This window comes from Leptotrichia wadei (assembly GCF_007990545.2).
Classification (GTDB): Bacteria; Fusobacteriota; Fusobacteriia; order Fusobacteriales; family Leptotrichiaceae; genus Leptotrichia; species Leptotrichia wadei.
The window spans coordinates 1065759-1090903 of record NZ_AP019829.2; the positions used below are offsets into that span (position 1 = coordinate 1065759).

Genomic DNA, 25145 nt, shown 5'->3' on the forward strand with positions numbered 1-25145 from the left:
AATCCTTTGTTTATGAAAAATTTAGGAGGAGTAATGAAAATTAGCTTAAATCGTGAAAATTTTAATTCAGCACTTGAAAAGCTGAAGAGAGAGTATAAAATATATGCCCCAATTGAAATACCATTTCGTGGGACATTTTCAGATACTTCTGTAATTAGATATTCTGAAATTGACAAGATTGAAGAGATATGTTTTGATAAAAAATCTCATTTTTCAGCAAAGGAAGTAATGCTGCCAATAACACAGACAATGTTTTACTTTACAGAAGATGGATGTACAATGCCTAAAGAGCAGAATGAAAAGTATCTTATTTTTCTTAGAAGCTGTGATTTACATTCCGTAAAGAGAGTCGATGAAGTCTATTTAAATAACAAATTTTTGGATATTTACTATAAAAGAGTAAGGGATAAAGTAAAATTTGTAGTATTTGGATGTCCAAATTCGTTTGAAAACTGTTTTTGTGTGGATATGAAGACTAATAAGACTGATGAATATAATATTGGGATAAAAGTTACAGATGATAAAGTATTTGCTGATATAAGAGATGATGAATTAAAGGCATATTTTGATGAAGTTATTTCTGAAAATAAGGAAAATAGTAAAGTAAATGAAAATGTAGAATTTGAAATGGAATTTGTGGAAGATAATGAAATTCATGTAGATATTCCAGATAACATTGAACTTTCCGATATTATAAATTTAGATTTATGGCGTGAATATGATAGCCGTTGTATTGCCTGTGGAAAATGTAATTTCGTTTGTCCAACTTGTACTTGTACGACAACGCAAGATGTTTTTTACAGTGAAAATGACAATAATGGAGAGCGAAGAAGAGTGTGGGCTTCGTGCCATGTAAATGGGTTTACTGATATGGCTGGTGGACATTCGTTTAGACAAAGACATGGAGATAGAATGAGATTTAAAGTTATGCATAAAATTTCTGACTTTAAAAAGAGATTTGGCTATCAAATGTGTACGGGATGTGGACGATGTGATGATGCTTGTCCTGAATATATTTCATTTTCAAATTGTATAAACAAACTAAGTGCGGAATTAAAAAGAATTTCAGCTGAAAAAAGAGGTGAAAAATCAGAATGAATACTAATACATTAAATACAATAAATATAGATGAGCAGGATATAATAGATATGAATGTATACTTGCCAACTGTTCACAAACTTTTATTCATTGAAAAAGTTACAGAGCTGGAATGGCTATTTCGTGTAGAATATAAAAATGGAAAAGTAAATGCTGGGCAGTTTATGCAAGTTTCGTTGCCAGGAGTTGGAGAAGCTCCTATTTCTGTTGCGAATTTTAACTTAGAGGAAGGATATCTTGATTTTTTGATTAGAAAAGTTGGGAAGGTTACAGATAAAATTTTTGAATTAAAGGCAGGAGATAGAATTTTTTTAAGAGGTCCTTATGGAAATGGATTTCCGATTGAGGAATATAAAAATAAACATATTGTAATGGTTGTTGGAGGAAGTGGAATTGCACCAGTTCGTCCGATTATTGAATATTTTACAAAACATCCTGAAGAAATGAAGTCTTTTAAAATAATTGTGGGTTATAAAAATTATGAAAGTGTTATTTTTGAAAAAGAATTTTTACGTTGGAGAAAAAATATTGAAATCTTAGTCACTTTGGACAATGCTGAAAGTGCAAGAAATTTAGGAAAAACGGAAAATGAATTTCACGAAGGAATGGTGACTAAATATATCCCAGATTTGAAAATTGAAAATATGAATGAAACCGAGTTTATTGTAGTGGGACCGCCAATAATGATGCATTTTGCCTGTCTTGAAATTTTGAAATTAGATGTGCCGGTTGAAAAAATATGGGTTTCATTTGAGAGAAAAATGTCGTGTGCAGTTGGGAAATGCGGACATTGTAAAATTGATGAAACGTATATCTGCTTAGAAGGACCTGTATTTAAGTATGATAAAGCACAAAAATTGTTGGATTAAAAAAAATTTTTAGAAATTTGAATTTAAGAAAGAAGGCAATAAAATGAGTATGGATTTAAATAGAAAAGTTGTTACAAAAAATGCATATAGGGTGACAAAAGATAGATCAAAAACTGCACTTCGTGTAAGAGTCCCAGGCGGAGCAGTTACAGCGGAAATAATGGGCTTAGTTGCAGATATAGCAAATACTTACGGAGACGGAAATGTGCATATTACAACTCGTCAAGGATTTGAAGTTTTGGGAATCAATTGGAAGGACATTGAAAAGGTCAATAAAATGGTTCAGCCAATTATGGAAAAATTGGATATTAATTACAAGGATAAAGATAAGGGATATGCAGCTGCAGGGACAAGAAATGTAGCAGCTTGTATTGGAAACAAAGTTTGTCCAAAAGGGGCTTACAACACAACTGAACTTGCAAAAAAAATAGAAAAAGCGATTTTTCCAAATGATTTTCACTTCAAAGTAGCCCTAACTGGCTGTCCAAATGATTGTCAAAAAGTAAGAATGCACGATTTTGGAATAATCGGAATGGCAAAGCCTGAACTAGATGAATCAAGATGTGTTTCGTGTGGAATGTGTGAAAGAAAATGTAAAAAATTGTCAACAGGAGCAATTTCATATAAAAATTATAAACCTGTGAGAGATCATCAAAAATGTATTGGCTGTGGTGAATGTGTTTTAAACTGTCCGACAGGTGCATGGACAAGATCGCCTAAAAAATATTATAAACTTGCGATAATGGGAAGAACCGGAAAGCAAAATCCAAGACTTGCTGAAGATTGGCTATTTTGGGCAGATGAAGAGTCAATAATAAAAATTATGAAAAATACCTATGAATATGTTGACAAATATATTGATAGAAGCCTCCCAAAAGAGCATATCGGTTATATTGTTGACAGAACTGGATTTGAAGAATTTAAGAAATGGGCTTTAAAAGGTGTAAATTTACCTGAAGAAACCGTTATGGTAAATAATATTTATTGGGGAAATGGTATAAAATATCAAGGAATATTATAAAATATTTTAAATACGAAAGAAGTGATTTGGATGTCTTGGATGGATAAATATAAAAAATTAAAAAATGATTTTAACAAAAAAGATTATCATGGTGAAGATCCTAGTGAAGTTAATGAGTATGATGAATATGACGAGTATGAAGAACATCAGGATAAGGATAATGATGATTGTGATAAAGATTAACTTATAAAAATAAAAAATTTGAACTGTACTTGGTTTTTGAATAATAGAAAGTACAGTTTTTTTATTTAAATTTAAATATTGAAAAATTTCATATATTATAGAAATTTATAATAATTTTATGTTAAAATATTATAGTGAAAATAAAAATTATTTATGATGAACTGAAAAACTTTTAGAATAGAGGGTGATTGCAATGGAAAATTTTTGGAAAAAAGAAGAAAATAATATAGAAATACAAAATATTGAAATTTTAAACAATGGAAAAGTAGAAAAAAGTAAACTATTTTTATTAGAAATTGAAGATGAAATTAATTTGAAAATAGAAATTGAAAATATGGTATATTTTTCAAAAAGTGATAATATATTTGATTCTATTGTAGAATTACGAAAAAAATTAGAATTAAATAATATTTATTTACTTTGTAATGCTTCAGCTATTAATGTTTATCCTTCTACAATGCAAAAAGAGTTTGGAGGGACAAAAGCGTATAAATTACAAATGGGGAAACAAGCGACTTTAAATGATGTAGTAGATATTTTTGATTATGATAGTGAATTAAAAATTGGTAGTGTTAAAGAGCAAGAGGAATTTTATGAAAGTTGGATAGAGAGTTTTTAGTGAGAAATTGTTATTTTGTGTTAGGACATATTACCAAATATGAACAAAAATAACAATACATTGTCAATACAACGAAACCATAGAGAAAGTTTAAAATGAAATTTACCAAAATAATAAAGAAATATACTTAATCCAAATAAAATATTCCAAACTAAGAAAGGGATGTAAAATGAGAATAATAAAAAGAGATAAAAATGGAGAGGAAATAGCAGAGATTTTTGGTATTTATTGGGATGAAGAAAGAAATCAAACACTTTTTTTGGGGATGACAGATAAATATAGTGGAATGTATGTTTATTCAGAAAGTGAAGTTGAGATTATTGACCCAAATATAAATTTTAGAACAATTTATCTTTCTGGGCATCTTCCAGGGATATTTCATTGGGCATTAATAGAAAAAGATTTATTAGATGAGGTTATTGACGGTAATTTAGAATTAAGAAAAAAATTTTTGGACGTATTGCGTTCAGAGAATATAATAGATTGGTAATTTTATATAAAAATACTATGTATTTTTTATATATATGGAGTGTGTCCAATCAAATAAAAAATGGGTAGAGATAATTTTTTTTATAAACTTTAATCTTATATTTTTTAAAATTATAATTAAAATAACTATAAATTTAGGTAAAGGTAGTGGTTTAGAGATATTTAATCAACGGATTAAACAGATAAATGTTAAACGAGGAGATATTCATCATGGAAAAAATAAATGATTTCAATGAAGCTAAAAATTTGCTAGAAAAATATTTAGATAAAAAAATATCAATAAATAAATTGAAAAAAAATTATTTTATTGATGATATAAAATTTATAAAAGAAGAACTAGAAAAAGCCTATTTATTTAAAGATAAAACAAAATTAGATATTTTATTTTGGTTAATATTTACATTTGATTTTTATTCTGAAGAGTTCATAAATATCTTATGTAAGATTTCAAAAGAAGAATGGCATTGGAGACACGAAGATATTGCTATTTACTTTATGAAAATGAAGTTACCGTCTACGCTAGAATGTCTTTATGAATTAGCAATTTCAGATTTTGAAAAATATCGTGATGATGAATACTGTCAATTAGTTGAAAAATGTTGTTATGCATTGGGAGCAATAGGGACGGAAGAGGCAAAAGAAAAACTTAAATTGTTGGCTAAAAGTAGTAAAGATATTATACGAGAACATGTTGAAGATACGTTTGAAATGTATAAATTATCTTAATTTAGGAAAGGAAAAGGATTAGAAATATTCAATAAAAATCTAAAAGAATACGAAGTGATAAAGGAGAACAAATAATGAAAATATCAGCAAAATATGAAAAAGAATTAAAAAAATTCTTTGAATTAAGCAAAAAATTTTATATTGTAAATTTTCAACTGAGAAATGAGGAATTAATCTCAAATTTTTCTGGTGTTACAGATGAAGAAAAAATAGATATGATTAAAGAAGGAATAAAACAAGCATGCTATAAAAAAAATTCAGATGAGATAGCGTACTTAATGTATTCCATTGGGATTTTTGGTTTATTTCCAAAATATTCATTAAATTTTGTTAAGAGTTTCAGCGAATTATCAAGAGAGGAATTTCATGAAGAACATGAAGACATTGCTAGTTATTTTCAAAGTTTACATTTACCTCAAACAATAGACACGGTATACGAACTAGCAATTTCAAATTTTGAAAAATACCGTTGGGACGATAATTTTGCACTGGTCAGAAAATGCTGTTTTGCTTTGGGAGACATAAACACTCCTAAGGCGAAAGAAAAATTGGAATTATTATTACAAAGTGATGAAGAAATGATAAGAAAACATGTAATGGAGCAATTAAACAGATGTGATTTTACAAATAAAGATGTTGAATGAAAGGATTAATTATGAAAAAAGAAGAGGAAAGAAATATTTATGCAGTATTTGATGACAAGACAATAAGAGTTTATCAAGCATATAGCAATGAAATAGCAGACGAGGCTTTAAAATTAGGAAAGTTTGGAAGTAAGTTCAGTTTAAACAGAATGACTTGGATAAAGCCGTCGTTTCTCTGGATGATGTACAGAAGTGGCTGGGCTACTAAGCAAGGACAGGAAAGAATATTGGCAATTGACCTGAAAAGGGAAGGATTTGATGAAATAGTGAAAAATGCTGTACTTTCATCTTTTAGAGAAGTTTCTGATTTATCTAAGGAAGAATGGAAAGAAAAACTGGAAAATTCAGAAGTGAGATGCCAATGGGATCCGGACAGGGATATTTATGGTAATCCAATAGGAAGAAGAGCAATACAGTTAGGCATAAAGGGAGAAATGGTAAAAAAATATATAAATGACTGGATTGTAAATATAACGGATATAACTGATAAAGTTGTTGAGATAAGAAATAGCATTCAAAATGGAACTTTTTCAGAATCTATGCTTCCTCAAGAGAAAAAGTATATTTTGAATGATTAAATTTTAAAAAATTATATAAATAAAATATTATTTAAATATAAATTTGTAAAAATTACAAAAAACTATTGATTTTTTTCTAAAATATAGTATAATTAAATAAATTGAGAAAAAAATAATTTGATATACTAATTGTTATTATTTAAATAATAATATCTTGATAGAAAAGGAGAAATAGATATGAAAGTTGTAGTAATTGGATGTACACATGCTGGGACGGCGGCGATTTTGAATTTGAGAAAGATGAATCCTGAAGCGGAGGTAACTGTATTTGAAAGGAATGATAACATTTCGTTCCTTTCTTGCGGGATTGCCTTATATGTTGGAGGAGTAGTGAAGGATCCTAAAGGGTTATTTTATTCTTCGCCTGAAAAATTAAAGGAATTGAATGTTGATACGAAGATGAAACATGAAGTTAAAAATGTTGATATTGAAGGTAAAAAAATTCATGTTGTAAATCTTGAAAATGGGAATGAATTTGATGAAACTTTTGATAAATTGATTATTACATCAGGTTCTTGGCCGATTATTCCGTCAATTGAAGGAATTAATCTAAATAATATTTTGCTTTGTAAAAATTATAATCATTCAAATGAAATTATTGAAAGGGCAAAAAATTCTCAAAAGATTGTTGTCGTTGGTGCTGGGTATATTGGAGTGGAACTTGTGGAAGCATTTACGGATAATGGGAAAGAAGTTGTGCTGGTAGATGCTGAAGAAAGAATTTTGAGTAAGTATTTTGATAAGGAATTTACAGATGTTGCTGAAGAATCGATTAAACAAAGGGGAATTGTGCTTGCAACTGGGGAAAAAGTTTTAAAATTTGAAGGAAGTAATGAAAATGTGGCAAAAGTAATTACTGATAAAAATGAATATGAAGCTGATATGGTAATTATGTGTGTTGGATTCTTGCCAAGTACTTCATTATTTAAAGGACAGCTGGAAATGTTGCCAAATGGAGCGATTAAAGTTGATGAATATATGCGAACAAGTAATAAGGATGTTATGGCGGCAGGAGATTGCTGTTCGGTATTTTATAATCCTTTACAAAAGGAAGTATATATTCCGCTTGCGACAAATGCCGTGAAAATGGGAACATTGGCAGGCATAAATTTATTTGAAAATAAGATTAGACATATTGGGACACAAGGGACTTCTGGAATAAAAATTTATGAAAATAATATGGCGGCAACTGGATTAACAGAAGAAAGTGCAAAAGAAGAAGGAATAGAAGTGGAAAGCGTAATTGCTGTCGATAATTACCGTCCTGAATTTATGCCGACTTATGAAAAAGTAACATTAAAAGTTGTATTTGAAAAAAATAGCAGAAGAATCTTGGGAGCACAATTAACTTCTAAGATTGATTTAACACAATCAATTAATACATTGTCAGTATGTATTCAAAATAAAATGACAATAGAAGAATTGGCATTTGTTGACTTTTTCTTCCAGCCTCATTATAATAAACCTTGGAATTTCTTAAATTTGGCAGGATTGAATGCTTTAAAATAGAATTTGAGATAATTAGGAGATAAAAAATGGATAAAATAATAGTAAAATATGACAAAAATTTCAGAATGAAAATCGAAAATAACAGAAATAGCGAGATTATTTTGACAGATCGTAATGGTGAAATGCTTTCTCCATCGGAACTTCTCGCTGCATCTGTAGCTTCATGTGCTATGACAGTTTTATCAATAAAATTGGAATCTAATAACCAGAATTTTCAAAATTGCTATGCAGAAGTTGGGAAAAAAGTCGATTTAACAACTTTTAAAGTTACAGAAATCAATATTGCATTTCATCTGAAAAAGGAATATAGTCAGAAAGTAAGAGAAAAAGCTGAAAAATCAGTAGAAGAAATGTGTGTAGTTGGCAGAAGTTTAAGTAAAGATGTGAGACAGAATTATTCTTTTATTTATGATGTTGAAAATTAAAACTGCATATAGGTGAGAAAAATGATATATGATATATTAGATTTTTTAGAAGAACTATTTTGGAAAGTAAGAGCTTACTACAGGAAAAGAAAAAGTACAGTTATAAGTATTTTTATTTTTATAATTTCAATTTATGCAGGAAGTTTAATTTATTTTCTAAAAGATGAGAGAATTAGGCTTATAAAAGAAAATCGAAAATATAATTTCTGGTTTGTTCACAATTTTGATTTCAAAAGAAAACTTTACGCAATGAATTATGGATTTTCACTTAATGAGACAGTTAGGCTATATAATTTTAATTTTAAAAGGTATTTAGTTGGATTGAAATGGAAGATAGGAAGTAAAGATGTATTTTATGTTTTTATATTGCCATATAATAGAAAATACTTTTACGTTCCAGAAAGGCAGATACTGTATTTGAAAAAAGCTGATTATTCAAAAGAATTTGAAAAAGAAGCTATAGATTATAAAAATATTGGAGAATTTCTTGAAGTAAAATTAGTGGAAGATGAAAAAGACAGAAAAATACGGAAATTTTTAAAATTTTTAGAAGAAAATAATTAAGAAAAAAAGGAGCAACCTCACAGATTAACTATGAGAGAACTCCTTTTTTGTTTCTTAATTTTTTATAAAAATCAAAAATTTAATTATCTAACTACATTTGAAAATCTCCAGTTTCGCCATTATTTGCTTTATCCATTAAGAAGTTTGACATTTCTTTAAATTCTGATACTGCTTTTGCATCTTTTCCTGTTACAGAACTTACGCTTTGTGAATTTATAAGACTTCTTGAGATTTCAAGAGCTATATCTCTGAATGAATTCTGGCTCATTGAGAATAATTCACCATTTTTGTTTTTTCTATCATATTGAGCGCCAATTATTTTTCCATCTCTAACTGTTAATTTTACAAATGAATTCCAATTTCCGTCATATCTTTTTTCAACAGAATAAATACCGTTTTTTAATGCTGAAAATCCCAAAATATTTAATAAAAACATTAAGATAACTAAAAATTTTTTCATATTTAACACCCCTTTTCTATCTAAATAAAAATTTTTTCTGAGATACCCCTTTTCTAATAATATTATACACTATTTTTTAATAAAATCAAATATTTTTTAATAAAATGCTTGTGTGTCTGTTACATAGCCATCTTTGTTATAAAAAGTCCAGTTTCCATAAGCCTTGTAATTTCTTAAAGCTCCTTGAACTTTAACTTTTCCGTTATCATAATATTGAGTAAAATTACCATTTCCATTTACTAATTTCATTTCACGTTCTTTTGAACCATTTCTTGAATAACCTAAAATATCAGTAATAATACCATTTTGATAATTTTCAATTAATTTTTTTGCACCATTTTCATAGTTCCAAGTCCATTGTCCATTTCTATAATTACGAGAATAGTTTCCATTTGAACGGACAATACCGTTGGAATAATATGATTTTGCTTCTCCATTTAGTTGCCCATTTGTATAATTATTTTCATTTGTAACAATGCCATTTGAAATTTTTAATTCTTTTCCATTTTTCATATTATTTATATATTCAAGTGATGAAGTTAAACGTCCAAATTCGTCAAAATCATAACTTGCACCATTTAACATTCCATTTTTGTAATTTCTTATAGTTTTAGAATTACCATTCCCATAGAAATCAACATCTTCACCTTCTCTTATACCATTTATATAATTTGCAACTTTTTGTAGATTACCGTTTTGATAATATAGAAACATAGGCCCATTTAATGTCCCGTTTTGATAATTCCTAACAACTTGTGCATTTCCAACCTTATCAAATTCAACATAAACTCCAGTAAATGGCTGTCCAGTTTCCTTCACTGTGGCAAAATTTCCAGCAATTGCAACATTGTCGACTGTGCTATAGTATGAAGTTAATGCATGTGAAGACTGGGCTGAATATTCACTGCTTCTTTTGGCAGAAACTTTGGGAACTGCTGCTGCTGACAAGTTACTTATAGATAAACATGAGAATAAGACTATTATTGATTTTTTTAACATAATAAATTTTCCTCCTTTTTTAAACATTACTTTTATTATAACAATAGTTAATTATATTTATCTTAGAAAAATATAATTATAAAAAAATTTTTAAAAATAAATAAAGTATGCTATAATTTTATTGCTTGTCAAATATATCGTAACTTTGAATTTTAAGTAAAATAAAAGAAAGGAGATTTTATGGATTTATACAATTTAAGAAATAATATGAGAAGCAGGTATTTTTCGATGTGGGAATATTTAAATAATGGATTTGAAATTTTTAAAATGTTTGTAAAAAATCATCCTTTGATAGTTTTTTTATATTTTATATTTTCAACTATTATGGTACTTTTTATTACGTTTCCATTTACAGAGCAGGCAATAAAGATGTATGAATTTACAAAAAAAATAAATAATGAAAAAATGCAAGAAAATATAAATGAATATGCTTCACTTTTATCCAGACTTTTTTCTATGCTTTTGCTGTATGCTTTAATTTCATTAATTATTCAGTTTGTAGCAGTAATTATACGAAAAAAAGCAGGTCTAGAAATTGAGATGGAAGAAGAAAAAAGAGAAAAAATGAGAAAAAGTAATTTTAAATTAGGAGAAATTATTCTTAAATTCGTAACTATGATAGCAGTATATTTAATTATTGGGATAGTTCTAATGATGTTCATTGTTGTACTTTCATTATTTTTAGGTAGCTCTTCTGGATTATTTATAGTATCTGTCATATATCTTGTTTTATTCCTTAATATTTTATATTTACAGCAAATATACTATTTAAGAAATGTCAATTTAGTGGAAGCATTTAAATATAATTTATATTTAAGTAAGGGAAAAAGATTAAGAATATTACTTCCAATAATAATGATTACATTAATTGCATTTTTTATTAATTATGCCTTAAATCATTTTGCTGGAATGGCGATTGGAAATTTACAAATGTTAGGAATAGTTACATCTGTAACTAGCGGAATTGTTAAGACTTTTTCAACTTTGTATACAATAATAACAGAAAATCTTATATATTTTAATGTGGAGTATATGGATTTAAAGGAATTAAAATAATTTTTTTGAAAATTATATAAATTATAATTAATAAAAAGTTCTAAAATAAGAAATTAATATTTTTGTCAAAATAAAAAAGAAGGAGAGAGTTATGAATTTTGAAAACTTACAAAAAGATCTGTTTGAAAGAAAATTTAAATTAGGAGAATATTTCTCAAAAACATTTGAACTTTTAAAGATATTTTTAAAAGAAAATAAATTATGGTTTATTTTGCTTACAATCGGAAATACTTGGCTGCTTTTTTCCAATATATTGATACAACACATTGGGATAAGTTTAAAGATTGCAGAAAGTACTGGCGATAATCGTGGTATTCTTGGAGCACTTTTTTCCAATATTTTGGTGCTTTTTGGTATTGTTATAGTGTCACTTGGATTAGGACTATTAAGAGTAATAATTTATATGAAGTCAGGCTATAAAATTGAAGGAAGAGAAAAGGAATATCGTTTTGAAAATGCCTTTATTAAATATTTGAAATATATTGGGCTGTCTCTGTTATTCATAGTTGCAATTATGATTGTAGTAATGCTTTTACTGCTAATAACAACTATTCTTGCTATTGCCACTAAAGAGATTCATTCAAATTTTGTCGGATATATTCTAATTGCAATACCATTGATAGCTTATGTTGCAATTATACTTGCATTTATATTGAATATTCTTTATTTTTTTCAAATATTTTATGTTAGAAATATGAAAATATGGGATTCGTTTAAATATAATTTAGAATTATCTAAAAAAAATAGATTTAGAATAATAGTTCCAGCAATTATAATTGTATTGATAAATCTAATATTTATAGTACCTTTTTCTATTTCGATATTTACTTTTTTGCCAACCTACATTGGATTTATAGCTTCTGTTATATGCGGATTTTTTTCAGGAATCTTAGGAGTCGCTGGAATAGTAATGAATATTGTAGTATTTTTAAATGTGGAATATGATTATTTGAAAAAGCAAGATGAAAAAAGGAATGAAAACAATAGTAAAGAAAATAATAGTGATGATTTGAATTTAGAATAAATAAAAATAATTTTAAGTGGAATAAGAATTCCACTTTTTTTAAAATTATTTTAAATTTTAAACATTTTTCATTTTGAGTACGTTGTGTTTTCAAATTATTTATGATAAAATAATAAAGTATAAAAATAATGTATTATTTAAAAAAATTGTGCTATACTATTTATAGCATAACAATAACATAGTGATTACACTTTGGAATTAAGTTTTGAACTTTAAAAACAATTATAAGTAAAAAAACAATGAAGAATCACTGTAAATATTATATTAGATAGGAGGATGTATGGGGATTTTCGATTTTTTTAAATCTTCCGAAAAGAAAGATAAAGAAAAGGAAAAAGCTGGCAACGGTAATAATAGCAATACTGCCAAAAATGTTCAAATCAGAAGACAAATTTATGATATTACGAATAATGAGTCGGAAATGATGGAAAACGGTAATTACACAGAAGATTTTACGGATATTTCCTATTATGATGATTTTGGAAAAGAATTTAAGATGCCCAAAAAAGACTGGCTTGATAAAAAACTGTATCCATCTATAAGAAAAAATTGGAATAATATGGATGGACTATATCCAATAATCCAAGATGCTTTCTCAAAGGGAATCTATACAGAAGTAAAGGAAGCTGTACTGAGATTTTATGCGACAGATGAAAATTTTGAGAGAAAACTAATTTTGCTTGGAACTTATCATACAAAAATAGGAGCTTATCAAAATGCTCTCGAGCTGTATGAGAAAAATTTGAATATTGATAATGTAACAGAAGGATTATGTATAGCGTATGCAGAAGTTTTGGAACTTTGTGGAAAAGCTCCTGAAGCAGAAAGAAAATATTATGATGCGCTTGAAATTAATCCAAATTCAGCAACAGCATTTAAGAAGTACTTTGACATTGTTAAAAAGAGAAATGTTAAAGAGTATGAAAGCAAACTTGAAAAATTATCTGAAATAAATGGAAATTGGCGTGCAAAAATGATGAGAGCGATGGTTTTCTTTAAAAAAGGCGATAAGGAAAGTGGAAACTTCTTTTTAATAAATGCATTAAAAGAATCTGGATACAATTCAGAGGTAATGTATATTACATCAAGTATTTATATTCTTAATGAACTTTATGATGAGTTTAAGCAATATGTACTTGCTTATTATAATCCTGAAAAACATAATGCGTATACGGCCTTAAATGTTTTAAAATATTATAAAGTTAGAAACTTGTATAAAGAAGGATTAGAATTGTGTAAATTTACATCTAAATTTCCCTGGATTGAACATTATAAGAAATTCATGCATTATGAAGACTACTTTTGGAAAATGAAGGTAAATTCTGAAAGTATAAGTAATAATGAAGGTATTTCAAATCACTTTTTTTCAACAAACAAGCCAATTTGGTATTATGGATTCAATCATCCAGAGTTTATGCTAAATCAAAGTAGACGGGTAAAACCAAACGTTCTTATACTTACGTTCACTTCGATAGGAGAAAAATCAGAATTAGCTGAAAATCTGGCTGTTTCATTACCATTGTACTTAAATGAAAATTTGCATTATAAAACAAATTTAAATTATCAATTGGCAATAGCTTATAATAAAGAAAGTTTATTTGTATCTAAAAAACGTTATAGTACTGACTATATGAAACTGATAAGGCAACAAAATAATAATTTAAATTTTGTTCTTGCAGGAAATATTTTAAAAATGCCAAATGTAGAGAAATATGAAATTGAGATTTATCTTTATGATACATTTAATGAGCAAAAATCAATTTTAGTTAATAAAATTTATGATGAAAATAATATTTATAGTGTTCAAAATGATTTACTAAAAGCTGTAAGTACTTTTTTTGAGAGAGATTTTTCTATAAAATATGAAAGAAACTTAAATAATTTAATTTTATTTTCGCCTAAATTAAAATTTCTGATACAAAGTAAGATTCATAAAGAACATCAGTCATGGAGATATAAAAAACTTCTGTCAGATCAGATTGATGTGGTACTTGAAGATAGAAATAATGATCTTAAAAAAATAAATCTTTTAGCACTTTTATATGAAATAAAAGAGACAAATAGCCAGCTTTTAAAATTTCAAAAACCTCTTATTTACAGTATGAATATTCACGGAATATTTGAAACACAAACGTTAAAAATACTTGCACCAATTATATTTAAAATATTTGATGATGACGTTAACTTTCAAGCAAATATAGAGGCCCTAAATATTACAGATTCAAATTATTTGAGCTGGATAAATAAATTTTCGGGAGAATAAATTATGCTTTTTTATAAAAAAATAGTGGCAGTAGTAATATCTATTTTTTACATATTTGCAAATTGTAGCTTTTATAATTCAATTTTTCATGAATATACAAATAATAGACTTTTTCATATAACAACATGGCTTGGAATTGTTGAAGCACTTTTCTGGATTACATTATTTCTTTCAGTATTTCAACTTGAAGATAAAAGTATTCAAAAAGGTGATAGAACTAGGGAAGAAAAAGAAAAGGAAATAAAAAAAGATACAAGAGATTTAATAATTTGTTTTTTCATATTTATAGCAAGTTTAATTTGTATAAATATTTCCCGTGTGATTTTAACAAGTTCACCTTATATAAATGACATAGCTTCAACTGTAAGTTCATACACTATGTTTATTGGAGGTACAAGAGTCTTATTTATATTTTCAGCAATAATGTTTATTTTTATTGCAGTAAGTAGAAAAAATATATTTTTAATTATTATTTCAGCAATAAATACTATAATTTCTATAATGATATGGCTAGATTTTGATGGAAATATTACTGCAATTATGAGAATTACTATTGCAATATTAGCAATTATTTATTATTTAAAAAATGATATTATAAAATTTAATAAAAAGAACGGAACTAAGTAATAGAAAAATTAGTAATTAAAAATAAAATAAGTAAAAAAAATTATTAAAATAGGAGGATGACAAACAAATGAAAAAGAATGTAGCAAATATATTATTTTTAATATCAATATTATCTGTCGGAAATATATTAAATGCAAACAATCAAGATGTTTCAAAAGATGTTAAAAAGCCAATAGAAATACGTATTGATGATAATGGACAAGTAAGGAAAGATCAATCGGGTCCTAATAAAAACAAAAAAAATGATAATAGTGGACAAAATAGTTATGTAAACACAAATACTCAAAGAGGAGGAACTGAAACAATATCAAATTCAGCAGGAACAGTTAAAGTAGATGCTTCTTCATATAACTCACAAGGTCAAGATTATAGACAAAAATTCATAATCTTACATTATACAGCGGGAAATAGAGATTCATCGTTAAAAACTTTGACAGAAAATGAAGTAAGTGCACACTATCTGGTTTCAGATGACAAATCAGAACCAGTTTATTCATTAGTAGATGAAAATAAGAGAGCTTGGCATGCTGGAGTTAGTGATTGGAAAGGAAGAAACAATTTAAATGACACTTCAATTGGAATTGAAATTGTAAATGGTGGAGATGTCAGTGGAACATTTGTGCCATATAAAGATTTTCAAATAAAGGAAGTTGCTGTTTTAGTTAAATATTTAGCTGATAAATATGAAATTCCTGCGACGAATATTTTAGGACATTCAGATATTGCACCACAAAGAAAATCTGATCCAGGTCCACTATTTCCTTGGAGGGAACTATATACTCAGTATAATATTGGAATGTGGTATGACAACGAGACAAAAAATAACTATGAAAGAGAATATGAAACTAAACTAAGTATGACACCTGTTTCTGACGTTCAAAGAGAATTAAACAAATTTGGATACGGCATTAGTATAACAGGTTCTTGGGATAAACAAACTAAAAACGTAATAAAAGCATTCCAGCATCATTTTAGACCATCAAATTATAGTGGTGAAATGGATGTTGAAACATTTGCTATTTTAAAAGCATTAAATGAAAAATATAATAAAAAGTAGTATTTTTAAAAAGTTTATTATAGCAAAAGAAAAACATTATTCACAGACAGTAGAGCTTTTCAGCAAACAGATAATTTAAGAAAATGAGAAGAAAGGAAAAATTATAAAATGAAAAAGTTTTCAAATAGAGCTTTAAATATGCACTATTCACCGATTAGAAAATTAGTTCCGTACATTGATGAAGCTAAAAGGAATGGAGTAAAAGTGTATCAGTTACATATCGGACAACCTGATGTGGAAACGCCAGATACGTTTTTTGAAGGACTGAATAACTATAAAGAAAAAATTGTAAAATATACAAATTCAGCTGGAATAATAGAACTTAGAGAGTCATTTTCTAAATCTTATAAAAAAGTTGAAATTAATCTTTTACCAGAAGAAATTTTGATTACTCAAGGTGGAAGTGAAGCAATTCAAATTACACTTCAAACTCTTTGTAATCCTGGGGATGAAGTTTTAGTACCAGAGCCATATTATACAAATTATGACAGTTTTTTGAGAATTGCAGATGCAAAATTGGTTCCAATTGAAACTTCAATTGAAAATCATTATCATTTACCAGCAAGAGAAGAAATTGAAAAATTAATTACCCCAAAAACCAAGGCAATAATGTTTTCTAATCCAAGTAATCCGACAGGAATTGTTTTTAGACCCGAAGAAACGGAATTGATAAAAGAAATTGCGATAAAATATGATTTATACATAATTACAGATGAAGTTTATAGACAATTTATTTATGATGAAGAAATTGCAAAAAGTTATCAATCATTTATGTCAATTCCAGAAATTGAAGATAGAGTTATTCTTGTGGATAGTATTTCTAAGCACTACAGTGCAACTGGAGCAAGAATTGGTGTTATCGCTTCTAAAAATAAAGATTTTATGGCACAAGCATTAAAATTTTGCCAGGCTAGATTATCAGTTTCAACAATTGAACAATATGCCAGTACAAACTTGATAAATACGCTGGATACATACATTGATAATACAAAGTTGGAGTATAAAGTTAGACGGGATATGATTTACAACAATATTACTAAAATACCTGGTGTTGTAACATACAAGCCAAGCAGTTCATTGTATTTAATTGCTGAATTGCCTGTAGATGATATTGAAAAATTTGCAATTTGGCTATTAACAGAATTTAGATATGAAAATCAAACATTATCATTTGCACCAGGACCAGGATTTTATACAACACCTGGAAAAGGTATAAAGGAAGCCAGATTCTCATTTTGTACTCATAATTTAATTGAAATTGAAAATGGAATGAAAGTACTGAAAAAAGCTTTAGAAGAATATAACAAAATAAATAAATAGATTTCTTTGGACTTGTTTAGTAATTCAAAATTAGTTTTTTGTAATTATTTGAGCAAGTCTAATTTTTTATAAAAGTTTAGAAATATTATATTTATTAAAATTTTTATACTTTTACAAATGACTAAAAAAAGGAGAAAATAATTTTTATGGAAAATAAAGAAAACTTTATTGAAAAGGATATAAAAAATGCAAAAGAAATTTTAGAGAGGATGAATCCTAATCAAAAAGTCAATTATCATACAATTTTAACAAAATTGATTTCAGATTGGAAAAGTAAAAATATTCGTCCCAAAATAATGATTCACAGCTGCTGTGCACCTTGCAGCACCTATACTTTAGAATTCCTTACACAATATGCTGATGTAACTGTGTTGTTTGCTAATAACAATATTCATCCTAAAGCTGAATATGAGAAAAGAGCTTTAGTTCAACAGGAATTTATAAATAAATTTAATGAAAGAACAGGAAATAATGTCGGATTTATTGAGGATGAGTATAAACCAGCTGACTTTTATCGAGCTGTGAAAGGATTGGAAAATGAAAAAGAAGGTGGAGAAAGATGTACGGTTTGCTTTCAAATGAGATTAGATATTGTTGCAAAAAAGGCCCAAGAATTGGGATTTGATTATTTTGGAAGTGCATTAACATTAAGTCCTCACAAAAATAGTCAGTTGATAAACACTCTTGGATTAGAGATTCAAGAGATTTTTGATGTGAATTATTTGCCATCAGATTTCAAGAAAAATAATGGTTACAAGCGTTCAGTCGATATGTGCGCAGAATACGATGTTTATCGTCAATGTTATTGTGGGTGCATTTTTGCAGCATTGGATCAGGGTATCGACTTGAATGAGTATAAGTAGGATTTTTATAAAATAAATTGTAAAAATCTTTTATTTGAGGTATAATATTAACAAAGCTTAAATTATAAATAAAAATTAATTTGAATAATTTGGAAGATGATGGGAAAATGGAACTAAATATAAGAAGAATTAAAGAAGATGATTATCAAAAAATTTTTGTTTTGACGGATATTCATGGAAGATTTGATTTGTTTGAAAAAATAATGGAGAAAATAGATTTGAAAAAAGAAGATTTACTACTGATTCTTGGAGATAGTTGTGATAGAGGAAAATTTTCTTTTGAGTTATATAATTGGTATGAAAAAATGATTCAGAAAGGATATAATATTATTCACTTAATGGGAAATCACGAAAATATGCTTTTTGAATCAATAAGCGATGAAAATACTCGTTTAAATTGGTTATATAATGGTGGAAATGTTACTATAAAATCTTTTTTTGAACATCAAACAGAAGAAAAAACAATAGATGAATATTGGAAAAATAATAAATTCTATGAAGAAAAATGGTTATTTAATTTTATTGAAAAAATGCCACATATCATTGAGAGTGAAAATCATTTATTTGTTCATGCAGGAATTGATTTTTCTAAAAATTTGGAAGATCAAGAAATTAAATATTTATTATGGACTCGAGATGATTGGTATAAAAAAAATAATACAGGAAAAATCGTATATTATGGTCATACCCCACAAAAAGATATTAGCATTAAAAATAATTGTATAAATTTAGATTCAGGATGTTTTTCTACTGATGTTTTAAGATGTGTTGAGTTAAAGGAAAAGAAATTGTTTGTTTTAAAAAATAATAATGTTAAAATAGAAAAATTTGATATAAAACAAATAAAAAAGAAATTAACTGAAGAAAGAAAAGAAGAAAGAAAAAAAGAATATGAAAAATTGATTGAGGATTATAAAGAATATATAATAGATTTAGAAAATAAAACAGATAAAACAAAAAAAGATGAACAAAATTTATTAGAAGTTAAAGAAAATCTAAAAAAATTAATTAGATTAAAAAGAATATTGGAAAAGTAGGAGAATAAAATATGTTTAACGCAGAATTGAAAGAAAGAGCAAAAAAAGATTTAGAGGAAGTATATGAAGATTACAAAAGAACATTAGCTAATACTGTAAATCACTCTGAATCATTATATGAGAAAAAAGTATATGCTGTTGAAATACTTAAAAATTTTAGTAGTTATATTCAGAAGTTGTCAAATAAACCAATAGAGTTTGAAACTATTTTAGGTAAAATAGAGATGAATATAAAAAAATTTGACAATAAAATTGAAGAAGTAGCGAAAGAGGTTAATCAAGCAAAAGTAGTTCCAACAGCTGTGGCTGGTGCAGGAGCATTAGCTGGTGCAGGAGTCGCTGCATTTGCTCCAACGGCGGCGATGGCAATAGCAACAACGTTTGGAACGGCTTCTACTGGAACAGCAATAGCAAGTTTATCAGGTGCTGCTGCGACAAATGCTGCATTAGCATGGCTTGGTGGAGAAGCATTGGCTGCAGGAGGAGGTGGAATTGTAGGTGGGGAAGCGCTTCTAGCATTAGCAGGACCAATAGGTTGGGCTATAGGAGGAAGTGCATTATTAGGTGCTGGATTAATCTTAAATGGTAAAAATAAAGAAGCTGCCGATAAAATTGAAGAACAAATATTAGAAATAAAAAAAGAAATGATGAAAATAATGAAATTAGATATTAAAGTTTTAATGTCTGAAAAAGAAATAAAAGAAATTTCTGATAATATGGAAAATGGATTTGAATTAATAAAGTACAATAATGATTACAATCAGTTTTCGATAGAAAATAAAGAACGATTAGCAACATTAATGAATATTTCTGAATCGTTATCGACTAAAATAGGAGAATTTGTGTCAAATGAATAAATACGAATTGAAAGAAAAAGAATGGAAGTTGTCGACCTGTGATAGGTATGATTTCATGATTGCCGGCTTTAGTGGAGCTATTGCAGGAATTATTGATGTCTTTTTTGTTGGAAATCCTAGTTTAAGTAAATTAGGAAGTTTGACAGATGATGGAGCAGATGAATTAGTAAAAAAATTTGCTAAAGTGAGTGGTTGGAAACCTAAAATAGATAATGAGAATAATGTAGCTTCTGCGATAGGATTTCTTGAAGGTAAATTTAGAGTGAACTATGATCAGAGAAATACAACTGATGTAAACAAATTATTTAAAATGGGAGCTAAAAATCATCATATAAAGTCACTAAGCCATTCACCTGATATTATTGGATTATTTTTTTCAATATTAAATCAATTTACATCTACTGCAACATTTGTTAGTGAAGGGAAAATATTTAATATTGATACATCAGATGGAAAATTTGAATTGAAAGGGAATAATTTTATTGAAAAATTATTTTGCGGATTCTGTAATTGGATTGGACATATAATGTCTGATCTATCTGGAAGTTCAGGTGGAAGAGGAAAAATAAATGCTGGAAGAGGTTCAGGAATACCGATTCCTTTCATGGAGTTATTTTTAATGTGTGATTTTGGTAAATTTCAAAATGGAAATGATAGACAAACATTAGCTGTAACAATGACAAGGGTTTTTCAAGAAGGATATGATGCCCGTTTTGGAGTAACAATGTCAATTCCTGTTTTAATACAAGAATTAATGATTAGAAGTTTATGGATAATTAAAAAAAGATATTTTGAAAAGAAAGATTGGAAAGAATGTATTCCAACTGAAAAACATGGAGATCTGAGATTAATGTTACTTATAGGATATACAACTTTTTGTTTAATAGATGGTATTGATGCAGGACTTCGTTCAGGTGGCAATATGGTACAATTTATTCTCCATTTAAATTATGTCGCTTGGGTAAGATTAATAATGTTGGTATTTAAAGAATTAATTATACGTTATGGGCCTTTCATAAAGGAATATTTAGATAAGTTTTTATATTCTATATTTAATACAATTAAAAATTTAAATGAACAAAAATTAATAGAAGAATTCTATGAAAGAATACAAAAAACCGATAGAGAGATAACAAGGACTTTGTATGAATTTATTCAACAAGTACAAGAAGAATACAAACAAAGACAAAAATTATTAATCGAATCTTTTTCAAAAAAAAATAATGCAACTCAACAAATGATTTATAGTGTTGAATATGCTAAAATAATGGGAGTTTCAAAAGAAAAAATAATTTATTCTATAGAAGAATTAGATGAGTTGTTAAAAAAATAATATAAAATAATAATAGGAGATACTGAAAATGAGCGAAAATTATTATGATAATGAATTTGAAAAACTAAAAGAAGAGTTAAACAATTTAAAAAAGGAAGCAGGAAAAAATGAGGAAATAGATCAAGAAAATGAAAGGATAGAGAAAAAAAGAAAGCAAGAAGAAGAAATTGAAGAAGTAGAGTATCAAGAAAAGAAAGCGAGAGAAATTGTTGATATGAGTTCTGTAGCAGCAGGTGGAGTGGGAGTTATACCGATACCTTTTGCAGATGCAATTCCTATTTCAGGAATACAATTAAATATGATTTATCAAATAAATGAAAAATTTAATGTTGAAACAGAAGCTAAAATGATCGTTAGTGGACTAGGAACTGTTATCGGAGCTTCTATGATTGGAAGAACAGTCGCTTCTAATCTATTAAAATTTATTCCTATTGTTGGTTCAGTGGCTTCAATTGGAACAGCTGCTGCTATAACAAAAGCTATGGGAGAAGCTTACATAATAACGTTGAAAAATTTATGTATCAGATATATTAAAGAAGGAAGATCAACTAACTATCTTGATATAGATGATATTATTGAGGAATTTAAAAATAATTTTAAACCACCTAAGAAATAAAAAATTCCCAATTGACATTCTAAAAAAAATAATATAAAATAAAATATATTAACCCCCTGCAGTATTTTAAATAATACAAGGTTCGTATACCTACGCAGGGCTTTTTTATAAGAGAAATTACTATAATGACAAAACATAAACTTTTGACATGCAAAGAACAAGTAATGGTTTTTAAAAATAGAGGAATGATTATCGAGGATGAGAAAGATGCAGAGAGAATATTTAATTTTATAAATTATAAATTGAAGGAGTGTTCGTTGCCTTTTGAAGAGAGTGTTCATAATTTTGTGTAAACTAATAGATAAATCCAGTAAATTTAATACTTTGCTGTTCTATTTATACAAAAATTTTTACACATCCTTTTTGAAGTATGCGAAATATATTTAAGGAATCACTTTTAACCAAGTTTTAAATAGTTTTTTTGAGATAAAATTTGCAATTATATTTATTAAAAAAATTGAACTTTAAAATAGCAAAATAGCAATAGCAATTTTAGTATATTTGATTCATTAGAGAAATATGTAATAATAGCACGAATGAAGAGACCTAAAGGTTAAGATTTAAAAATTTTAGAATTGTTGAAAGTTTGAAAATATAGAAATATTAGAAAAAAATAATCAAGTATTAAAAAGTTATATTTAAAAAATTGAGAAATTTGTATCATAAGCGACTTGTAAAATACATATTTTTTATGTTATAATAAAACATAATAACTATAATCATTTGTAAATAAATAAGGGAGATGAATAAAAAATGAATTTCGTTTATATTTCACCACAATTTCCAAAAACAAACTGGGAATTTTGTGATAGATTGAAAAAAAATGGAGTAAATATATTAGGGATAGCAGATATTGAGTATAATCAATTGGATCAAAAATTAAAGGACAGCTTGACTGAATATTATAAGGTTTCTAGTCTTGAAAATTATGATGAAGTATTAAAGGCGGTAGCTTTTTTTACTCATAAATATGGAAAGATAGATTGGCTTGAATCTAATAACGAATATTGGCTTACACAAGATGCACAGCTTCGTTCTGATTTTAATATTACAACAGGAATAAAAGCTGACAAAATTGCTAATATTAAAGAAAAATCGAAAATGAAAAAAGCATATAAGAAGGCAGAAGTGCCGTCTGCAGATTTTTCATTAGTGACAACACCTGCAAAGGCAAAGAAATTTATTGAAAAAGTTGGGTATCCAGTTGTAACTAAGCCTGACAATGGAGTTGGAGCGAGCGACACTCATAAAATTAAAAATGAAGAAGAGTTAAAGGCATTTTTTGAAAATCGTAATAAAGATATAAAATATATTATGGAAGAGTATGTTGATGGAGATCTTGTATCTTATGATGCAATTATTGATTCTAATGGTAATCCTCTTTTTGAAACTGGTATATTTGAACCTGCGATTATGGATGTTGTAAATGATGGGCTTGATGTTTTTTATTATGTGCAAAAGAAAATGCCTGAAAAATTGTTAGATGCAGGAAGAAAAGCCATAAAAGGATTTGGAATAAAAAGTAGATTTGTTCACTTGGAATTTTTTAAACTTAATAAAGATAAAGATGGATTAGGTAAAAAAGGAGATTATGTTGGATTGGAAGCAAATATGCGACCAGCAGGCGGATATACTCCTGATATGTACAACTATGCCAATAATACAGATGTTTACCAAATTTGGGCTGATATGGTGGCTTTTGATAAAATTGAAAAGGCTAATTTAAATGAAGATTTAGAAAAAAATTACTGTGTTTATGCCAGCCGTCGTGATAATAACAATTATGTTCATTCACATGATGAAATTAAGCAAAAATATGGAAATGCGATTGTAATGGATGAAAGAATGCCTGACATTTTTTCAGAAGCTATGGGAAATTATATGTATACAGCAAAATTTGCTACAAAAGAGGAAATGGAAGAGTTTATAAACTTTATACATGAAAAGGCATAAAAAATAAATTATAGGGAGAAAAAATGCAAGTAGAATACAGAAAAGAATATAGCCATAATCTTGGAAGAGAAATGGAATTTAAAAGATATGGGCATGCTGGAAAACCAGTTTTAGTATTTCCTTCACAAGATGGAGATTGCAATCAATATGAAGAATTTGGGATGATAGATGTCTTATCAGACTATATTGAGCAAGGAAGATTGCAGTTATTCTGTGTTGGAAGTGTTGATAAAGAAAGCTGGTCAGATATAAATGGTAATCCAAGATATAGAATAGAAATGCAGGAAAAATGGTTTAATTATATTGCAAATGAATTTGTACCTAGAATGCAAGATATTTCTTGGAGAAGTGACATTATTGTTACAGGATGCAGTATGGGTGGAGCACATGCGGGAATTTTATTTTTCCGTAGACCTGACTTATTTGATACATTAATTTCACTAAGTGGAATGTTTGATGCATCAATGTTCTTTGGAGATTATAAGGATGATTTAGTTTATAACAATTCTGTTGTTGATTTCTTGAGAAATATGCCTTGGGATCATTATTATTTAGATTTGTACAGACAAAAAAATATCATTATATGTATTGGGCAAGGTGCATGGGAAGGTGAACTGCTTCCAAGTAATAGAGAATTAGCACACATTCTTTATGAAAAACAAGTTCCAGCATGGACAGATTTCTGGGGTTATGATGTAGCCCACGACTGGGACTGGTGGAGATTGCAAATAAGATATTTTATGGAACATTTGGATATTTAAGTTTGAATCATAAATATTAAAATTTTTAAATGATAAATAAATAATTAAATAAAGAAGCACTGAGATTTATTAATTAAAATAAGTTTTTATTTTTTCAATAAGTTTCGTGCTTTTAAATTTATATTGATTATTCTAATAAAATTGAGAGCAATATAAAATATAAAAAAAGAATTTTATATCCAGTTCGCTGGTTA

28 protein-coding genes are annotated in these 25145 nt (G+C 27.4%); 26 read left to right on the forward strand and 2 right to left on the reverse strand.

Annotation, left to right across the window (positions count from 1 at the left end; genetic code table 11):
• Positions 1 to 33 precede the first annotated feature (33 nt).
• The 12 genes from asrA (at position 34) to FVE73_RS05025 (ending at position 8725) form a co-directional block, all read left to right on the forward strand.
• The gene (gene asrA, locus FVE73_RS04970) at positions 34 to 1098 is read left to right on the forward strand and encodes an anaerobic sulfite reductase subunit AsrA (protein ID WP_018497948.1); all 1065 of its coding nucleotides are present in this window, start codon (positions 34 to 36) and stop codon (positions 1096 to 1098) included.
• Complete coding sequence (gene asrB, locus FVE73_RS04975; protein WP_018497949.1) at positions 1095 to 1967, forward strand: anaerobic sulfite reductase subunit AsrB; 873 nt, start codon at positions 1095 to 1097, stop codon at positions 1965 to 1967. Before asrA ends, asrB begins: the two co-directional genes overlap by 4 nt.
• A gap of 43 nt (positions 1968 to 2010) precedes the next feature.
• A complete protein-coding gene (asrC, locus tag FVE73_RS04980) occupies positions 2011 to 2988 on the forward strand; it encodes a sulfite reductase subunit C (RefSeq protein ID WP_018497950.1) in 978 nt (325 codons plus the stop codon).
• A gap of 39 nt (positions 2989 to 3027) precedes the next feature.
• Positions 3028 to 3171 (forward strand): hypothetical protein, encoded by a 144-nt coding sequence (locus FVE73_RS04985; protein WP_169458045.1) that lies wholly within the window; start codon positions 3028 to 3030, stop codon positions 3169 to 3171.
• A 193-nt stretch (positions 3172 to 3364) separates the two neighbouring features.
• Entirely contained in the window at positions 3365 to 3790 is a 426-nt protein-coding gene (locus tag FVE73_RS04990) for a hypothetical protein (protein ID WP_018497952.1), read from the forward strand.
• Between the two features lie 169 nt (positions 3791 to 3959).
• The gene (locus FVE73_RS04995; protein WP_018497953.1) at positions 3960 to 4280 is read left to right on the forward strand and encodes a hypothetical protein; all 321 of its coding nucleotides are present in this window, start codon (positions 3960 to 3962) and stop codon (positions 4278 to 4280) included.
• Between the two features lie 209 nt (positions 4281 to 4489).
• Positions 4490 to 5005, forward strand: coding sequence for a hypothetical protein (locus tag FVE73_RS05000; RefSeq protein WP_018497955.1), 516 nt, complete (start codon positions 4490 to 4492; stop codon positions 5003 to 5005).
• A 74-nt stretch (positions 5006 to 5079) separates the two neighbouring features.
• Entirely contained in the window at positions 5080 to 5649 is a 570-nt protein-coding gene (locus FVE73_RS05005; protein WP_018497956.1) for a HEAT repeat domain-containing protein, read from the forward strand.
• Positions 5646 to 6227, forward strand: coding sequence for a DUF4291 domain-containing protein (locus FVE73_RS05010; RefSeq protein WP_018497957.1), 582 nt, complete (start codon positions 5646 to 5648; stop codon positions 6225 to 6227). Before FVE73_RS05005 ends, FVE73_RS05010 begins: the two co-directional genes overlap by 4 nt.
• Before the next feature lie 177 nt (positions 6228 to 6404).
• Complete coding sequence (locus tag FVE73_RS05015) at positions 6405 to 7736, forward strand: FAD-dependent oxidoreductase (RefSeq protein WP_018497958.1); 1332 nt, start codon at positions 6405 to 6407, stop codon at positions 7734 to 7736.
• A 26-nt stretch (positions 7737 to 7762) separates the two neighbouring features.
• Positions 7763 to 8161, forward strand: coding sequence for an OsmC family protein (locus FVE73_RS05020; RefSeq protein ID WP_018497959.1), 399 nt, complete (start codon positions 7763 to 7765; stop codon positions 8159 to 8161).
• Positions 8162 to 8182: 21 nt separating this feature from the next.
• Complete coding sequence (locus FVE73_RS05025; protein ID WP_018497960.1) at positions 8183 to 8725, forward strand: hypothetical protein; 543 nt, start codon at positions 8183 to 8185, stop codon at positions 8723 to 8725.
• A 91-nt stretch (positions 8726 to 8816) separates the two neighbouring features.
• Here FVE73_RS05025 and FVE73_RS05030 read toward each other — a convergent pair whose 3' ends face one another.
• Both FVE73_RS05030 and FVE73_RS05035 read right to left on the reverse strand, forming a co-directional pair.
• Complete coding sequence (locus FVE73_RS05030) at positions 8817 to 9185, reverse strand: pheromone cAD1 o protein (protein ID WP_018497961.1); 369 nt, start codon at positions 9183 to 9185, stop codon at positions 8817 to 8819.
• Between the two features lie 96 nt (positions 9186 to 9281).
• The gene (locus FVE73_RS05035; protein ID WP_018497962.1) at positions 9282 to 10184 is read right to left on the reverse strand and encodes a toxin-antitoxin system YwqK family antitoxin; all 903 of its coding nucleotides are present in this window, start codon (positions 10182 to 10184) and stop codon (positions 9282 to 9284) included.
• A gap of 180 nt (positions 10185 to 10364) precedes the next feature.
• Here FVE73_RS05035 and FVE73_RS05040 point away from each other — a divergent pair, with 180 nt between their 5' ends.
• The 14 genes from FVE73_RS05040 (at position 10365) to FVE73_RS05105 (ending at position 24951) form a co-directional block, all read left to right on the forward strand.
• On the forward strand, positions 10365 to 11240 hold the full coding sequence (locus tag FVE73_RS05040) for a hypothetical protein (RefSeq protein ID WP_018497963.1): 876 nt from the start codon (positions 10365 to 10367) through the stop codon (positions 11238 to 11240).
• A 91-nt stretch (positions 11241 to 11331) separates the two neighbouring features.
• Positions 11332 to 12264, forward strand: coding sequence for a hypothetical protein (locus tag FVE73_RS05045; RefSeq protein WP_018497964.1), 933 nt, complete (start codon positions 11332 to 11334; stop codon positions 12262 to 12264).
• Positions 12265 to 12544: 280 nt separating this feature from the next.
• Positions 12545 to 14527 (forward strand): tetratricopeptide repeat protein, encoded by a 1983-nt coding sequence (locus FVE73_RS05050; RefSeq protein ID WP_018497965.1) that lies wholly within the window; start codon positions 12545 to 12547, stop codon positions 14525 to 14527.
• Between the two features lie 3 nt (positions 14528 to 14530).
• Positions 14531 to 15154 carry a hypothetical protein gene (locus FVE73_RS05055; protein WP_018497966.1) on the forward strand — a complete coding sequence of 208 codons (624 nt, stop codon included), beginning with the start codon at positions 14531 to 14533 and terminating at the stop codon, positions 15152 to 15154.
• Positions 15155 to 15221: 67 nt separating this feature from the next.
• A complete protein-coding gene (locus tag FVE73_RS05060) occupies positions 15222 to 16211 on the forward strand; it encodes an N-acetylmuramoyl-L-alanine amidase (protein ID WP_018497967.1) in 990 nt (329 codons plus the stop codon).
• Positions 16212 to 16319: 108 nt separating this feature from the next.
• Positions 16320 to 17531 (forward strand): pyridoxal phosphate-dependent aminotransferase, encoded by a 1212-nt coding sequence (locus tag FVE73_RS05065; RefSeq protein WP_018497968.1) that lies wholly within the window; start codon positions 16320 to 16322, stop codon positions 17529 to 17531.
• Between the two features lie 146 nt (positions 17532 to 17677).
• Positions 17678 to 18394 (forward strand): epoxyqueuosine reductase QueH, encoded by a 717-nt coding sequence (locus tag FVE73_RS05070; protein ID WP_018497969.1) that lies wholly within the window; start codon positions 17678 to 17680, stop codon positions 18392 to 18394.
• 107 nt (positions 18395 to 18501) lie between these two features.
• Positions 18502 to 19431 carry a metallophosphoesterase family protein gene (locus FVE73_RS05075; RefSeq protein ID WP_018497970.1) on the forward strand — a complete coding sequence of 310 codons (930 nt, stop codon included), beginning with the start codon at positions 18502 to 18504 and terminating at the stop codon, positions 19429 to 19431.
• Positions 19432 to 19442: 11 nt separating this feature from the next.
• Positions 19443 to 20288, forward strand: coding sequence for a hypothetical protein (locus FVE73_RS10715; RefSeq protein WP_018497971.1), 846 nt, complete (start codon positions 19443 to 19445; stop codon positions 20286 to 20288).
• A complete protein-coding gene (locus tag FVE73_RS05085) occupies positions 20281 to 21621 on the forward strand; it encodes a hypothetical protein (RefSeq protein WP_018497972.1) in 1341 nt (446 codons plus the stop codon). Before FVE73_RS10715 ends, FVE73_RS05085 begins: the two co-directional genes overlap by 8 nt.
• Before the next feature lie 28 nt (positions 21622 to 21649).
• Complete coding sequence (locus tag FVE73_RS05090; protein WP_018497973.1) at positions 21650 to 22237, forward strand: YcjF family protein; 588 nt, start codon at positions 21650 to 21652, stop codon at positions 22235 to 22237.
• A gap of 125 nt (positions 22238 to 22362) precedes the next feature.
• Entirely contained in the window at positions 22363 to 22530 is a 168-nt protein-coding gene (locus tag FVE73_RS05095) for a hypothetical protein (protein ID WP_018497974.1), read from the forward strand.
• Positions 22531 to 22990: 460 nt separating this feature from the next.
• The gene (locus FVE73_RS05100) at positions 22991 to 24190 is read left to right on the forward strand and encodes an ATP-grasp domain-containing protein (protein ID WP_018497975.1); all 1200 of its coding nucleotides are present in this window, start codon (positions 22991 to 22993) and stop codon (positions 24188 to 24190) included.
• A 23-nt stretch (positions 24191 to 24213) separates the two neighbouring features.
• A complete protein-coding gene (locus tag FVE73_RS05105; protein WP_018497976.1) occupies positions 24214 to 24951 on the forward strand; it encodes an esterase family protein in 738 nt (245 codons plus the stop codon).
• Positions 24952 to 25145 lie beyond the last annotated feature (194 nt).

Excerpts from the sequence above, each read along its gene's own strand:
- asrB (WP_018497949.1), top strand. The coding sequence starts at position 1,095 with ATGAATACTAATACATTAAATACAATAAATATAGATGAGCAGGATATA.
- FVE73_RS05105 (WP_018497976.1), top strand. The coding sequence starts at position 24,214 with ATGCAAGTAGAATACAGAAAAGAATATAGCCATAATCTTGGAAGAGAA.
- FVE73_RS05045 (WP_018497964.1), top strand. The coding sequence starts at position 11,332 with ATGAATTTTGAAAACTTACAAAAAGATCTGTTTGAAAGAAAATTTAAA.
- FVE73_RS05095 (WP_018497974.1), top strand. The coding sequence starts at position 22,363 with ATGACAAAACATAAACTTTTGACATGCAAAGAACAAGTAATGGTTTTT.
- FVE73_RS05085 (WP_018497972.1), top strand. The coding sequence starts at position 20,281 with ATGAATAAATACGAATTGAAAGAAAAAGAATGGAAGTTGTCGACCTGT.
- FVE73_RS04990 (WP_018497952.1), top strand. The coding sequence starts at position 3,365 with ATGGAAAATTTTTGGAAAAAAGAAGAAAATAATATAGAAATACAAAAT.
- FVE73_RS05060 (WP_018497967.1), top strand. The coding sequence starts at position 15,222 with ATGAAAAAGAATGTAGCAAATATATTATTTTTAATATCAATATTATCT.
- FVE73_RS05075 (WP_018497970.1), top strand. The coding sequence starts at position 18,502 with ATGGAACTAAATATAAGAAGAATTAAAGAAGATGATTATCAAAAAATT.
- FVE73_RS05100 (WP_018497975.1), top strand. The coding sequence starts at position 22,991 with ATGAATTTCGTTTATATTTCACCACAATTTCCAAAAACAAACTGGGAA.
- FVE73_RS05090 (WP_018497973.1), top strand. The coding sequence starts at position 21,650 with ATGAGCGAAAATTATTATGATAATGAATTTGAAAAACTAAAAGAAGAG.
- asrA (WP_018497948.1), top strand. The coding sequence starts at position 34 with ATGAAAATTAGCTTAAATCGTGAAAATTTTAATTCAGCACTTGAAAAG.
- FVE73_RS05055 (WP_018497966.1), top strand. The coding sequence starts at position 14,531 with ATGCTTTTTTATAAAAAAATAGTGGCAGTAGTAATATCTATTTTTTAC.
- FVE73_RS05010 (WP_018497957.1), top strand. The coding sequence starts at position 5,646 with ATGAAAGGATTAATTATGAAAAAAGAAGAGGAAAGAAATATTTATGCA.
- FVE73_RS05070 (WP_018497969.1), top strand. The coding sequence starts at position 17,678 with ATGGAAAATAAAGAAAACTTTATTGAAAAGGATATAAAAAATGCAAAA.
- FVE73_RS04995 (WP_018497953.1), top strand. The coding sequence starts at position 3,960 with ATGAGAATAATAAAAAGAGATAAAAATGGAGAGGAAATAGCAGAGATT.
- FVE73_RS05030 (WP_018497961.1), bottom strand. The coding sequence starts at position 9,185 with ATGAAAAAATTTTTAGTTATCTTAATGTTTTTATTAAATATTTTGGGA.
- FVE73_RS05015 (WP_018497958.1), top strand. The coding sequence starts at position 6,405 with ATGAAAGTTGTAGTAATTGGATGTACACATGCTGGGACGGCGGCGATT.
- FVE73_RS04985 (WP_169458045.1), top strand. The coding sequence starts at position 3,028 with ATGGATAAATATAAAAAATTAAAAAATGATTTTAACAAAAAAGATTAT.
- FVE73_RS05020 (WP_018497959.1), top strand. The coding sequence starts at position 7,763 with ATGGATAAAATAATAGTAAAATATGACAAAAATTTCAGAATGAAAATC.
- FVE73_RS05000 (WP_018497955.1), top strand. The coding sequence starts at position 4,490 with ATGGAAAAAATAAATGATTTCAATGAAGCTAAAAATTTGCTAGAAAAA.
- FVE73_RS05050 (WP_018497965.1), top strand. The coding sequence starts at position 12,545 with ATGGGGATTTTCGATTTTTTTAAATCTTCCGAAAAGAAAGATAAAGAA.
- asrC (WP_018497950.1), top strand. The coding sequence starts at position 2,011 with ATGAGTATGGATTTAAATAGAAAAGTTGTTACAAAAAATGCATATAGG.
- FVE73_RS05040 (WP_018497963.1), top strand. The coding sequence starts at position 10,365 with ATGGATTTATACAATTTAAGAAATAATATGAGAAGCAGGTATTTTTCG.
- FVE73_RS05065 (WP_018497968.1), top strand. The coding sequence starts at position 16,320 with ATGAAAAAGTTTTCAAATAGAGCTTTAAATATGCACTATTCACCGATT.
- FVE73_RS05035 (WP_018497962.1), bottom strand. The coding sequence starts at position 10,184 with ATGTTAAAAAAATCAATAATAGTCTTATTCTCATGTTTATCTATAAGT.
- FVE73_RS05025 (WP_018497960.1), top strand. The coding sequence starts at position 8,183 with ATGATATATGATATATTAGATTTTTTAGAAGAACTATTTTGGAAAGTA.
- FVE73_RS05005 (WP_018497956.1), top strand. The coding sequence starts at position 5,080 with ATGAAAATATCAGCAAAATATGAAAAAGAATTAAAAAAATTCTTTGAA.
- FVE73_RS10715 (WP_018497971.1), top strand. The coding sequence starts at position 19,443 with ATGTTTAACGCAGAATTGAAAGAAAGAGCAAAAAAAGATTTAGAGGAA.